This window comes from Natronococcus sp. JC468, from assembly GCF_012163165.1.
Lineage (GTDB): Archaea > Halobacteriota > Halobacteria > Halobacteriales > Natrialbaceae > Natronococcus > Natronococcus jeotgali.
This window is the reverse complement of the sequence record NZ_JAAVUO010000002.1, coordinates 1-12,822: the sequence shown is the minus strand read 5'-3', so window position 1 is coordinate 12,822 and position 12,822 is coordinate 1. Positions and strand designations below refer to the sequence as shown.

At 67.7% G+C, this 12,822-nt stretch carries 12 protein-coding genes; 4 read left to right on the top strand and 8 right to left on the bottom strand.

The window, feature by feature from the left end:
- Positions 1-87: 87 nt before the first annotated feature.
- From nrfD to GWG54_RS01510, 4 genes are all read right to left on the bottom strand, one after another.
- Positions 88-1,407: an NrfD/PsrC family molybdoenzyme membrane anchor subunit gene (nrfD, locus tag GWG54_RS01525; protein ID WP_167936101.1), complete on the bottom strand. Its 1,320-nt coding sequence runs from the start codon at positions 1,405-1,407 to the stop codon at positions 88-90.
- Between the two features lie 91 nt (positions 1,408-1,498).
- Positions 1,499-1,981 (bottom strand): GNAT family N-acetyltransferase, encoded by a 483-nt coding sequence (locus GWG54_RS01520; RefSeq protein WP_167936100.1) that lies wholly within the window; start codon positions 1,979-1,981, stop codon positions 1,499-1,501.
- Positions 1,982-2,048: 67 nt separating this feature from the next.
- A complete protein-coding gene (locus GWG54_RS01515; RefSeq protein ID WP_167936099.1) occupies positions 2,049-2,345 on the bottom strand; it encodes a translation initiation factor in 297 nt (98 codons plus the stop codon).
- An 88-nt stretch (positions 2,346-2,433) separates the two neighbouring features.
- Positions 2,434-4,191, bottom strand: coding sequence for an excinuclease ABC subunit C (locus GWG54_RS01510; protein ID WP_167936098.1), 1,758 nt, complete (start codon positions 4,189-4,191; stop codon positions 2,434-2,436).
- A gap of 139 nt (positions 4,192-4,330) precedes the next feature.
- Between GWG54_RS01510 and GWG54_RS01505 the strand changes: the two genes are divergently transcribed.
- From GWG54_RS01505 to GWG54_RS01490, 4 genes are all read left to right on the top strand, one after another.
- Complete coding sequence (locus tag GWG54_RS01505) at positions 4,331-4,588, top strand: hypothetical protein (RefSeq protein WP_167936097.1); 258 nt, start codon at positions 4,331-4,333, stop codon at positions 4,586-4,588.
- Positions 4,589-4,677: 89 nt separating this feature from the next.
- Positions 4,678-5,598: an ABC transporter ATP-binding protein gene (locus GWG54_RS01500; RefSeq protein WP_167936096.1), complete on the top strand. Its 921-nt coding sequence runs from the start codon at positions 4,678-4,680 to the stop codon at positions 5,596-5,598.
- Positions 5,595-6,554, top strand: coding sequence for an ABC transporter permease (locus tag GWG54_RS01495; protein WP_167936095.1), 960 nt, complete (start codon positions 5,595-5,597; stop codon positions 6,552-6,554). The genes GWG54_RS01500 and GWG54_RS01495 overlap by 4 nt, the downstream gene beginning before the upstream one ends.
- 99 nt (positions 6,555-6,653) lie before the next feature.
- Positions 6,654-7,655 carry a TRC40/GET3/ArsA family transport-energizing ATPase gene (locus GWG54_RS01490; protein WP_167936094.1) on the top strand — a complete coding sequence of 334 codons (1,002 nt, stop codon included), beginning with the start codon at positions 6,654-6,656 and terminating at the stop codon, positions 7,653-7,655.
- Between the two features lie 498 nt (positions 7,656-8,153).
- Here GWG54_RS01490 and ligA read toward each other — a convergent pair whose 3' ends face one another.
- The 4 genes from ligA to GWG54_RS01470 form a co-directional block, all read right to left on the bottom strand.
- Positions 8,154-10,244 carry an NAD-dependent DNA ligase LigA gene (gene ligA / locus GWG54_RS01485; RefSeq protein WP_167936093.1) on the bottom strand — a complete coding sequence of 697 codons (2,091 nt, stop codon included), beginning with the start codon at positions 10,242-10,244 and terminating at the stop codon, positions 8,154-8,156.
- Between the two features lie 80 nt (positions 10,245-10,324).
- The gene (locus GWG54_RS01480) at positions 10,325-10,717 is read right to left on the bottom strand and encodes a 2Fe-2S iron-sulfur cluster-binding protein (protein WP_167936092.1); all 393 of its coding nucleotides are present in this window, start codon (positions 10,715-10,717) and stop codon (positions 10,325-10,327) included.
- Positions 10,714-12,114, bottom strand: coding sequence for a selenium-binding protein SBP56-related protein (locus tag GWG54_RS01475; protein ID WP_167936091.1), 1,401 nt, complete (start codon positions 12,112-12,114; stop codon positions 10,714-10,716). The genes GWG54_RS01480 and GWG54_RS01475 overlap by 4 nt, the downstream gene beginning before the upstream one ends.
- Positions 12,115-12,171: 57 nt before the next feature.
- Positions 12,172-12,534, bottom strand: a complete 363-nt coding sequence (locus GWG54_RS01470; RefSeq protein ID WP_167936090.1) for a 2Fe-2S iron-sulfur cluster-binding protein — start codon at positions 12,532-12,534, stop codon at positions 12,172-12,174.
- Between the last annotated feature and the right edge of the window lie 288 nt (positions 12,535-12,822).

Here is a 12,822-nt window from a genome sequence, read left to right as displayed (position 1 = left end):
TTAGTATGGTCGGGTAAATAGTTGCTGGTGACTGCTTACTCCGATCGCGAAGCGAATCGACGGCGTCTCGGGCGAAAACGGTCGACGCTACTCGTGGTCGTCGCCCCGCAGGTGTTCGATCGCGTGGAGCTCGACGACCGGAACGACCTTCGCGACCGAGAGGAAAAACAGCGTCACCATTCCGATCGTTCCCGTGATCGAGGCGAACTCGATCAGACTCGGGAAGTAGGTTCCGGGCGTGGCCGCGTAGATCTCGAAGGTGGGGTGGAAAAAGCCCTCGACGACGAACAGCACCTTCTCGGTCAGCGTCGCGAGGAGGACCAGCACGCCCGCGACGATGGCCCGGCCCCTGGAGAACAGCGCCGGACGGATCGTCTGCGCGAAGATGTACGTAAGTACCAGAAAGACCAGTCCCAGCGCGCCGAGATAGAGGGGGTGGTGCAGCCGCGCCTCCGCCGCGATCTCCGTGTCGACCGGGGGTTTGAACAGCCCGGTTACGTTCTGCTGGAGCTGGAGCCAGAGAAAGAGCAGACAGAAGAAGCCGAGCCACAGCAAGAGTCCGCGGAAGACATCGTCCGTGATGATGTGATCCCAGTCGTACGCCCGACGGAAGCTGGCCGCGACGAGTATCACGCCGCTGATCGCCGAGGTGAGCGCGATCGTGAGAAACTGCGGTCCCTGGACGCCGCCGAACCAGGTGGGGTACGTGGGCAACACGGCGAACAGCCACGGGATCACGCCCCCGTGGAGCAACAGCGGCGCCATGATGATGATCGCGAGCGCGAGCCACCAGACCATCCGCTGGACGATCTCGTCCTCCTGCTCGGAGTAGCCAAGCGTCAGGACCGTGTAGATCGGCCCGAGTTGATCCGGAAGGTCACCGCGGAGGCGGCTCACGTCGTACCGGAGGGTGAGTCCGAGGTACGTTGCCGTCAGCACGAAGTAGGCCGTGATGACGGTCACGTCCCACACCAGCGGCGAGCCGTGAACGGTAATGTGGTAGTGGCCCAGCACGCTCGTAACCATCCGATCGGGACGACCCATGTGAACGAGGATGAAAAAGCCGGCCGCCGAGAGGCCGGCGAGCGTCAGCAGTTCGGCCATCCGGGCGACGGGCATGTACCGCTCCATGCCGAGCAGCCGGACCGCCGCGGAGAGGATGATCCCACCGTGGGCGATGCCGACCCACCAGATGAACGCGCCGATGTAGACTCCCCAGGTGACCCCGCCGCCGGTCCCCCAGTCGGCGAGCCCGGTGACGATCAGCCCCTCCGCGAGCTGGTAGCCCCAGCCGAGCAGAAACAACAGCAGCGCCAGGCCGGCGACGCCGAACAGGATGAAGTACCTCGTCGTCGTGTTCTTGATCGGTCGGAGGATGTCCCCTTCCGTGGGCGCTTTCGTGCTCATTGTGCGAGGTCTTCACACCCTCATGCTGACCGGCTACTTCCATCCGTCCGGTGAGTATGCAAGGCTCCTTTTAAACACTCGAGGCGGACGGCTACAGCTCGAGCGTGTACACCACCTCCCGGCGGGACTCGCCGCCGATCTCTACCTCGCCGTCGCCGGTTCGCTCGAAGCCGAGCCCCTCGTAGAACTCGCGGCCGCCCTCGTTGGAGGCGAGATCGATCGCCCGCATGAGCGACATGTTGAAGTCCTCGAGGTCCTCGCGGAGTCGCTCGTGCAGCGCCGTGCCGATCCCCTCACGCTGGCGGGCGGGGCGGACGTACATCCGCAACACGTCCCCCTCCTCGCCCTGGACGACGCCGTGTGCGAACCCGACGACCTCGCCGTCGTCCTCGGCGACGAGGACGGCCGTTCCCGGCTCAGAGAGCGCTCGCTCGAGTTCCTCGTCGCCGTACCAGTCGTCGATGGTCTCGTCGATGGTCTCGTCGGAGAGTTCCTCATAGGTGTCGTGCCAGGTCTCGCGAGCGATCCGGCGAAGCGATTCGCGGTCGTCGGTCGCGGCGGGTCGGATCTCCATAGCGCGTGCTACGGTAGCAAGGGACAAAGAGTTACTCGCAACTCGAGTTGGACCGGTACAACTGGGGTTACGCTTCGACGTCGAAGCCGCGCTCGTCGAGCAGGTCGGGGACGCGGTCGCGGTGGTCGCCCTGGAGTTCGATGCGTCCCTCGTCGACGGTACCGCCGGTTCCCAGCGAGGATTTGAGGTCGGAGGCGATCGACGTGACCTCCGAGGGCGGCAGGTCGAACCCCTCGACGATCGTCACCGGTTTCCCGTACCGTCGTTTCTCCATGCGGATCGACAGTCGCTGTTCCGCCGCCTCGAGGTCGCCGTGGCTGTCGAGATCATCGAGCAGGTCGTCGATCTCGTCGTCGGTTGGCACGGACGTGTAGAGGGCGCCGCGACGGAAAGCCCTGTGCATCGGTCGGATCGGCGGACCGTTCGCCGCTCGAGGGCTTCGCCGCGATCGATCACAGTCGCTCGGCGATGGTTCGGGCGGTCTTTTCGCCGACGCCGGCGACGCTCCGGAGGTCCTCCGGGCTCGCCTCGCGGACGTTCTCGACGCTGCCGAAGCGACCGAGCAGCCGCTTTCGGGTCTCGGGACCGATTCCGGGAACGTCGTCTAACACCGTCGAGACGTCGTCGCGGATCGTCTGGTGGTATTGGACCGCGAAGCGGTGGGCCTCGTCGCGGACCCGCTGGAGGTGGTGCAGGTGGGGTGCGTCGTCGGGCCAGGAGAACTCGCGGTCGGGCGTCACGACCCGCTCTTCGGCCTTCGCGAGCGCGACGGCGGGCACGTCCCAGCCGACCTCGGCGAGCGCGTCGCGGGCGGCCTCGAGCTGTCCCTCGCCGCCGTCGATCAACAGCAGGTCGGGATCGGGGCGGTCGTCCCGGCCCTCGACGGCCCGACGGGCCCGCCACTCGAGCAGCGCCCGCATGTTCGCGTAGTCGTCGTTCTCGTCGGTCAGCTTCTTCCGGCGGTAGTCGGCCTTTTCGGCGCTGCCGTCGACGAAGGCGACGTCGCTGCCCACGGCGGCTTTCCCCTGGGCGTGGCTGACGTCGAACCCCTCGATCCGCTCGGCCGACTCGATCTCGAGGGCGTCGGCGAGCATGGCGCACTCGTCGCGCCCGCCGACGTTGCGCCGGGCGTTTTTCAGCGCGAGGTCGACGAGCTTCGCCTCGCGACCCGCGCCGGGGACCCGCACGGCGACGCCCTCGGTCTCGAGCCAGGCCGCGACCTCCCCGTCGCCGTGGCGCTCGGGAAGGAGGAGGGCGTCGGGCAGCTCCCGCTCGGCGTAGTACTGGACGAGGAAGGCCGCGAGGACGGCGGGGACCCCGCCCGACTCGGGGGCGTCCGCGGCGGGGTCACCCGTGGGCGCCTCGAGGGTGTGTCGGTCCCGATCGACGAGCTTCCCGCTCTCGGCTCGCAGACGGGCGACCGTCGCGTCCTCGCCCTCGATCGCCACCCCGAGGACGTCGACGGCCCGCTCGTCGCCCGTCGACTGGACGGCCTCGCCGCCCTCGCCGTGGAACGCCTCGACGGTCTCGAGGCGGTCCCGCAGGTTCGCCGCGCGCTCGAAGTTCTTGTCCTGGGCGGCGGCCTCCATCTCGCGGCGCAGCGGGTCCGCGAGAATTCCCGTCTCGCCCTCGAGAAAGCGCTCGACGGCGGTGACGTCCTCGACGTAACTCTCGAGGTCGATCTCGCGGGTACACGGCGCCGTACAGAGCCCCATCTCGTAGTCCAGACAGGGCCGTTCCCGGCCGGAGTACTTGTGGTCCGAACACCCCCGGACGCCGTAGGTCTCCCGCAGGGCCTTCACGACCGTCTCGACCTGTCGTTTGTTCGTGTAGGGACCGAAGACGGTCGCGGACTCGGCGGGGTCGCGGGTGATCTCGATCCGCGGCGCCGGGTGGTCGGTCAGCTGGACCATCGGGTACGATTTGTCGTCCTTCAGCCGGACGTTGTACCGGGGCTGGTGGCGCTTGATGAGGTTCGCCTCGAGCAACAGGGCCTGCGTCTCGGTGTCGGTGACGGCGATTTCGATCCCGTCGGCGCGGTCGACCATTCGACGGATGCGGGCGCTGCGCGGGTCGGCGTAGGATCGAACCCGGTTCCGGAGGTCGACCGCCTTCCCGACGTACAGCGTCGTTCCCTCGGCACGAAACTGGTAGACGCCCGGCTCCCGCGGCAGCGACGTCGCGCGCTCGCGAACCCCCTCGGCGTTCATCGGCGGGCTTACGGCGGCGAGGGGTTTCAGGTTGACTCCTCGCGGAGGGCGCACCCGCCGCTCCGGTCCGCGGTCACCCCGAGCCGACGGTCGGCTCGAACGCGGTACATTCTCGGTGGTGGGCCCGCCAGGTCGGAGTATGACCGAGACGATCCGCTGCTGGCTGGTCGAACGCGAGTACGACGACAAGGGACTGGTGACGCTGACGTACGCGACGCCCGACGGCGAGTCGGTCTACCGCCGGGAGCTGGCGGCGTCGGCCGCGTCGGGAGTAACGGCCGCGAAGGAACTCTCGCCCGACCAGCTCGAGGCCGTCTCCGACGAGGAGACCCGCGAACGGTACGCGACGGAGGTCGACCGAACCGCGGACCGGTACGATCCCGACGATCCGATATAGGGAACCTAATTTCCACAAAAATTCGTTTAGATATTACACCCGAGTGGCAATCCTTATCGGTCGACGGTGTCTTCACACCGCCACCAACCATGCCCGCTATCACGGTCGATGGGCTGACCAAGTCCTACGGTCAGACCCTCGCGCTCGACGATCTCTCCTTCGAGGTCGACGAGGGCGAGGTGTTCGGCTTTCTCGGTCCGAACGGGGCCGGCAAGTCGACGACGATCAACGTCCTCCTGGACTTCGTCCGCCCGACGGCGGGACGGGTCGAGGTGCTCGGACTCGACGCACAGACCCACAGCCGCGAGATCCGAGCGCGAACCGGGGTCCTTCCCGAGGGGTATCGGACCTACGACCGGCTCACCGCCCGCCAGCACCTCGAGTTCGCAATCGACTCGAAGGGGGTCGACGCCGACCCCGAACGGCTGCTCGAGCGCGTGGGGATCGCCGACGCGATCGACAAGAAGGCCGGGGGCTACTCGAAGGGGATGGCCCAGCGGCTCATGCTCGCGATGGCCCTGGTCGGCGAGCCCGACCTGTTGATCCTCGACGAGCCCTCGACGGGACTCGATCCTAACGGCGCCCGCGAGATGCGCGAGATCGTCCGCGAGGAGAACGAGCGCGGCGCGACGGTTTTCTTCTCGAGCCACATCATGGAGCAGGTCGAGTCGGTCTGCGATCGGGTCGGCATCCTCCGGGACGGCGAGATGGTCGCCGTCGACTCCGTCGCGGGCCTGCGAGAGTCGGTCAGCGACGGTACCGTGTTGCGCGTGACCGTCGATCGGATCGACGACGAGGCGATTCGTTCCGTGCGGTCGCTGCCCGACGTCTCCGAGGTAACCGTCGAGAACGAGGCACCGCCGACGCTCGTGATCCGCGTCGACGGCTCGAAGACCGACGTCCTCTCGGCGCTCGAGCGCCAGGGACTCGAGGTGCGTGACTTCTCGACGTCGGAGGCGTCGCTCGACGACGTCTTCCGGTCGTACACGACGGAGGTGAACGCCAGATGAGCGCCGAGACTGCCGACCGCGGCACGACCGCGCCCTCGAGCTCGATCAACCCCGAGAGCGTCGGCGCCGTCGCGAAGAAGGACTTCCAGGATGCGGTTCGATCGTGGCTGTTCTGGGGACTGAGCGTCTTCTTTTTCACCCTCCTCGTCGCGACTACCGGGGCCGTCGCCTACTTCGGCGAGGACCTCGCGGCCCAGGGCGCGACGACGGACGTCCTCGTCGGCTTCGTCAGCGAGATCACGCGGCTGATCATCCCGCTGATCGCGCTGGTGCTTGGCTGGAAGGCCATCGCCGGCGAGCGCGAGAGCGGCAGCATCAAAATCCTGCTCTCGCTGCCCCACTCCCGGAAAGACGTCCTGCTCGGAAAGCTGATCGGGCGCTCCGCGGTGCTGTCGCTGTCGCTGACCCTCGGGTTCGCCCTCGCGGCCGTCGTGGTCGCCGCCCTCATGGGCGGGTTCGACGTCGTCGACTACGTCGGACTGCTGGGAGTCTCGATCGTCTATGGGATCGCCTACACCAGCATCGCCGTCGCGCTGTCCTCGCTAACCCGCTCGACGACGATCGCCGGCGCGGCCATGTTCGGCGTGTTCGTGCTGTTCTACGTCGTCTGGAACTCCCTCTCGACGGCGTTCAGGCTGCTGGCCGACCGGGAGGTGCTCTTTTTCGACACCGTCTCCTACACCACGGAGTTTCAGGGCCAGGAGGTTACCGTCGAGCGCCTCCCCGAGTGGGCGTACTTCGTCATCAACCTCGATCCCGGCGAGGCGTACGGACGGGTCCTGACGCTGGTCACCGACGTCGACACCATCCAGCTTCAGTCCGAACTCGACGCGCAGATGTTCGGCGGCGAACTCCCCTTCTTCCTGCAGGACTGGTTCGCGCTCCTGATCCTCGTGTTCTGGACCGTCGTCCCCGTCGTCGTCGCGCTCTACCGGTTCGATCGCGTCGACCTCTGAGACGAACCGCGGCCTTCGAAGCTGTTCGATCTCGAGACCGTCACGGCGCCGTGACGGGGAACTTAGGTATCCGTCGCCGATACCCGTCACTGAGATCGAATGACCGACTGCATCTTCTACGGCGGCAAGGGCGGCGTCGGCAAGACCACCTGCGCGGCCGCGACGGGCATCCGCCTCGCCGATTTGGGGCGGCGGACGCTGCTCGTCTCGACCGATCCCGCCCACTCGCTGTCAGACTCCCTCGAGACCGACCTCGGTCCCGAGCCCCGCACGCTCGAACTGGAGGGCGACCCCGTCCTCGAGACCGACTCGGCGGGAGCGTCCGGCCTCGAGGAGAACGCCGCCCTCTGGGCGGCCGAGATCGACCCCGAGACGCGCCAGGAGCGCTACGAGGCCCTCGCGAGGGCGCTCGCCGCCGACCTGCGCAGCGCGGGCATCCGGCTCGGCGACGAGGAGGTCGAGCGGATCTTCGCCGCGGGGACGCCCGCGGGCGGCGACGAGATCGCCGCGCTCGACCTCCTGGTGGAGTACGTCGACTCGGGCGACTGGGACGTCGTGGTCTTCGACACCGCGCCGACGGGCCACACGCTGCGGCTGTTCGACACGCCCGCGGTCGCGGGACCGTTCCTCGAGATGCTGGGCTCGCTTCGCGGACAGGCCCGACGGATCGGCACCGCGGCCCGCTCGGCGGTGCTGGGCCCGATGTCGATGTTCGGAGGGAGCGACGGCGGGGCCGACCTCGAGGCGTTTCGGGACCGCCTCGAGCGCGCTCGAGAGCTGTTGCTCGACGCCGAGCGCACGGAGTTCCGGGTCGTCCTCGCGCCCGAGGGAATGGCCATCGCCGAATCCGAGCGCCTCGTCGAGAAGCTCCGGGAGGCGGGGGTCCGGGTCGATCGCCTCGTCGTGAACCGCGTCTTCGAGGATCCCGACGAGGGCTGTTCGCGCTGTCGGTCGCGGTACGAGCGACACGCCGAGCGCGTGGCCGAGATCCGCGAGACGTTTCCCGACCTCGAGGTCGTCACGCTTCCGGAACGGGAGGGCGAGGTGCAGGGGCTCGAGGCGGTTCGATCGATCGCGGAGCGGCTCCCCGCGGAGGCGTAACTGACGTCGGTACTCCGTTTTTTGTTCGCTGGGTCGCGGATCTGAACTGGTCGAACCGTTACATAGGTCGGCGAACGGAACGTCCGGCGTCGAGTCTATAGGCCGGGCCAACCACCATCGGGTGGGACTGAAAGGGGCTGGCCCGCTCGAGGAGCAAGGCGAAGCAAGCACTGGACTGAGCGAAGCGAAGGAAGCGCGCAGCGAGTCGCAGCCCTCGAGCGGGCCAGGGGCTTTCGCGGTACTCACTTCGAGAGCAGGTTCTGCTCGCACGGACACACAGGGGATCGCCACGCCCTCCCCAGCCGATTCGCTCGCTGCGCTCACTCATCCCTCGCGCAGTGTCGACGAGCAGTTCTCGCCGCTGCTCGAACTGCTCGCCAGCGCGCGCCACCGCAGAAGGAGTGAATGGTCCGAAGTAATATGGAGTTCTCCTGTACGTAGCGCGAGTTTCACACGACGCTCCGAATAACGAAATCAAGCTACTCTCTACTGGTAACGCTACTCGAGGTCGATTCCCTTCTCCGCGAGCAGTTCCCGGAACTCCTCTTCCTCGAGCACCGGCACGTCCTCGGCTTCGGCGTCGTCGAGCTTCGTCTGGCCGGGACTGTCGCCGATGACGAGGTAGTCCGTGTTCCCCGAGACGCTGCCCGTCGCCGACCCGCCGCGGGCCTCGACGATCTCCTGGGCCTCGCTGCGGGTTAGGTCCTCGAGCGAGCCCGTGAAGACGAACGTCAGTCCCTCGAGTTCGTCGCCGCCGGACTCGAGCTCCGTTTCTCGAGGCGAGACGTGCTCGAGGATGGCGTCGACGGCAGCGGCGTTGGCCTCGCTGGCGAAGAAGTCGTGGATCTGCTCGGCGACGGTCTCGCCGACGTCGTCGACGTCCTCGAGCGATTCGGGATCGTTCTCCGCGGCCTCGCGGACGGCGTCGAAGGTGCCGAACTCGCGGGCCAGCTCGCGGGCGGTCGTCGGCCCGACGTGGGGGATGCCCAGCGCCGAGAGGAAGTCGGCGAGCGGGGGCTCCCGACTCGAGTCAATCTCGGCGAGCAGATTTTCGGCGCTCGTTTCGCCCCATCCCTCGAGGGCGGTCAGCTCGTCGCGCTCGAGTTCGTAGAGGTCCGCGACCGATTCCAGGAGGCCGGTGTCGACGAGCTGGCGGACGCTCTTCTCCCCCAGCCCCTCGAGGTCGAGCCCGTCGTCGCTCGCGTAGTACTCGATGGATCGGCGGAGCTGGGCGTCACACGCCAGCCCGCCCGTACAGAACGCCATCGGGCCGTCGCGCTCGATGGCGCTGTCACAGACGGGACAGTGCTCGGGCAGCTCGTAGTGACTTTCGGGGTCGTTCTCCGCTCCCTTCTCCACGACCTCCTCGACGTAGGGGATCACGTCGCCCGCGCGCTGGACGCGGACGGTGTCGCCGACGTCGACGTTCTTTGCGGCGATCTCCTCGGGGTTGTGCAGGCTCGCCCGCGAGACGGTGACGCCGCCGACGTCGACGGGCTCGAGCAGGGCGACGGGCGTGACCCGACCGGTGCGACCGATCTGGACCGCCACGTCGACGATCGGGGTCACCTCCGCGCGGGCGGGGAACTTGTAGGCGAACGCGTAGCGGTCGTGTCGCGCCGTCCGCCCGAGTTCCTCGCGAGCCTCGCGGTCGTCGACCTTGATCACGGTGCCGTCGATCTCGTAGTCTAGATCGTCGCGGGCCTCGAGCAGACGGTCGCGGTAGTCGATGGCACCGTCGATATTGTCGACGACCTCCACGCGCTCGTTCACGCGCAGCCCCCAGTCGGGAAAGTGCTCGAGCTCCTCGCGGTGGCTGTCGGCGAGCTCGCTCGCCTCGAGCACGTCGAAGTAGAAGACCTCAAGGGGGCGCTCGGCGACCACCGAGGGGTCGAGCTGGCGGATCGTCCCCGCAGTCGCGTTGCGGGGGTTGGCGAACGGTTCCTCGCCGCGCTCGATCCGTTCGCGGTTGTGCGCCTGGAAGGCGTCCTTGGGCATGTAGACCTCGCCCCGTACGGCCAGAAAGTCGGGGTGGTCGCCGTGCAGCTTCTGCGGAACGGAACCGATCGTGCGGGCGTTTTTCGTCACGTCGTCGCCCTCGCGGCCGTCGCCGCGGGTCACGGCGCGCTCGAGGCGGCCGTCCTCGTAGACGAACTCCATCGAGACGCCGTCGAACTTGGGCTCGCAGACGTAGTCGACGTCGCCGACCTCCCGTCGCACGCGTGAGTCGAAGTCCCGCACGTCCTCCGGCTCGCCGCTTTGCTCGATCGAGAGCATCGGCGCGACGTGCTCGACCGTCTCGAAGGCCTCGATGGGCTCGCCGCCGACGCCGCTGGTCGGGCTGTCGGGACTGGCGAGGTCGAAGGCGTCCTCGAGCTCCCGCAGGCGGGCGAACAGCGCGTCGTACGTTCGGTCAGCGACGAGGGGTTCGTTCTCGACGTAGTACCGGCGGTCGTGCTCGCGGATGGCCTCCCGGAGCAGCGCGACCTGTCGCTCCGCCTCCGCTTCGGAGACGTCCCCGAGCGGCTCGAAGTCGGTCGGCGGCTCCCGGAGGTAGGGGTTGTCCGCGTTCTCGTCGGCGAGGGGCATTCGTTGCTCGAGGGTTACGCCGCGGCTCCGTTAACGTTACTGACGTCGTTCGCGGAGCGCACTCGAGCGAACGACTCCCGTTATTTCCAGGGATTATCGACGAGGCCGCTTCGGGCTCGAGAGCCGACGGCAACCCGGCAGTCCGCTCGCGGGGTCGCGATACACAGCAGGACGTACCCCGCCTCCCGGTGGCGCGGTTTCAGCGCCCGCGGTTCGCGGCGGTACGCGAAAGCGGCTGCGGCGTCGGGATCGTCGGTCGGTTCGGCTGCCGACTCGTCGTCGCTCTCCGCTTTCGCTCGGCTGACCTCGAGCAGGCGTCCCGCGCAGGTTCCACAGGCCCCGGTTCGACAGCCGAACGGAACCGTTCGGTCGGTTCGTTCGCTCGCCTCGAGCACCGTCTCGTCGGCGCCGACCTCGATCGTCCTGCGGGAGCCGTCGGTTCGCTCGAGCGTGACGGCGTACGTCTCGGTCACTGCCAGACGTCGCTGGTGCAGTCGCCGTCGGGCCAGCGGATCTCGTGGGCGCGGGCCGGGCCAGCCGGACACTCGCCCCAGTCGACCAGGAAGTCCTCGTCGAGCTCGAGGGTGCCGTTGCGCGGATCGACGTCGGCCTTCAGCATCACCGATCCTCGCTCCGATTCTTCAGGGTAGAACTGGTCGTCCCACGTGGAGAACAGCGAGGTCGTCCAGTACAGGCGCTCGCCGTCGAGGCTGAGCTGGAGCATCTGCGGCCCGGCCGCGAGTTCGCGACCCTGGACCGCCTGCACGTCGCCGAAGGTTCCACCAACCGACAGCGAGTCGGCCCGCCGCGGGTTCGCGGGATCGGAGACGTCGTACATCCACAGCTCGCCGTGAAGCCAGTTCGAGCCGAACAGGTAGCGGTCGTCCATCGAGAGCAGGATGTCGGTCGTCAGCCCCGGCACGGGCATGTCCCAGTCCTCGTGCTCGCGGGCCTCGAAGTCGATCGCCTTCTCGGCGCGGTACTCCCCGTCCCGATCGCGCCAGAAGTGGAAGATGTTCGAGGAGAGCGCGGCGCCGACGAAGCCGTGGGTCGACTCGGGCGTGTGGAGAAATCGAACTTCGAGGGGAATCTGGCCCTCCTCGCCCAGATCGATCGTCTGCTCGACGGTTCCGTTCTCCCAGTCCCAGAAGTGGATTCGTCGGCCGTACTTCCCGTCCTCGACGTCCTCGAGGTCGAACCCCGGGTAGTAGGTCTTCGGGGCGGCCCACTCCGTCGAGACCATCACGTTCTGCCGGGGCTGGTACCAGTAGTCGTAGTTCATCTCGATCTCGCCCGGCGGCTCCCAGCGCCCCTCGATCTCGAAGTCGTGGTTCAGCTCGAGGAAGCCGCCCGGGAGTTCGCCGTCGGCATCGCCGAGCATGCTGACGATGATCTTCCCCTCGGGCACGCAGTGGACCGTGTGGGGCGCCGAGAGATCGTACTCGAAGACGTCCTCGGGCTCGATCACCTCGACCAGTTCGGGATTTCTGCGATCCTTCGTGTCGACGACGTGGATGCGAGAGGACCGCTGGCCGGGGACGATCAGGTGCCGGCGCTCGAGGCCCTCGACGTGACACGACGACGAGCAGGCGTTCCACCCGAAGTGGTGGAGTTCGTCGCCCTTCTCGGGCATCTCGACGCGGTCGACGATCTCGCAGTAGGTCTCGGAGTCGGGATCGAGGTCGACGACGGCGACGAAGTCGGGTTCGTCGATATCGGTCCCGGTGTAGAGGCTCATCACGTAGGCGAGTTCCTCCCGCTCGCTCTCCTCGAGGGCAGCCTGCGGGGTCGCATAGCCCGGTCCCTCGTGGCCGTGATGCTCGTGATCGTGGCTCGGCTCGACGTCGTCAGGTGTGTCAGCATCACTCATGAGAGGGGCTACCTCGAGCACAGGGATAAGTCTGCCCCGGCGGTTCGGCCGGGGGAACTATCCCCAGGGACTGTCGCCCAGCTCGCTGCGAACCATCGGACCGACCTCGATTCGGCAGTCGGCTCGAGGGTGGGCGATACACAACAGCGCGTAGCCGTCGGCCCGATCGGATTCCTCGAGCGCCCGCGGCGGCCGCCGGTAGTCGACGGCGTCCGCGGCGTGTGGCCGCCCGTCGCCCGCTTCGTCCTCGAGCGCGATCACCCGCCCGACGCAGGCCGTGCAGGTTCCCTTTCGGCAGTCGGAGGGAAGGCGAATCCCCTCGCGCAGGGCCGCGTCGAGTACCGTCTCCCGGGGCTCGACGGCCACCGTCTCGGTTCGGCCGTCGGGCCACTCGAGGGTGACCTCGTGCGATCCCGTCATCGCCCGTTCCTCCCCGTCGGTCGTCGTCCGTGCCGTTCGTCCATACGTGCCGGTACGTCGTCTGGCGGGAAAAGCTCCGCGCGGGCGGGACAGTGAAAGTCGGGCTGCGAGGAGTTGACATCCCCCCGCCCTAAAGGGCGAGGATTCCACGACGTGGAGTTTGAGGTTCCGTGTTTCCTCGGGGTTCAAGTACGCTTTCGCGTGACCCTTCGACGGGAGCCGTCCAATTGTGACCGAGGACGTGCATTGCAACGGGTACAGCCCTGTCAACGGGGCCTTCCCATCCAG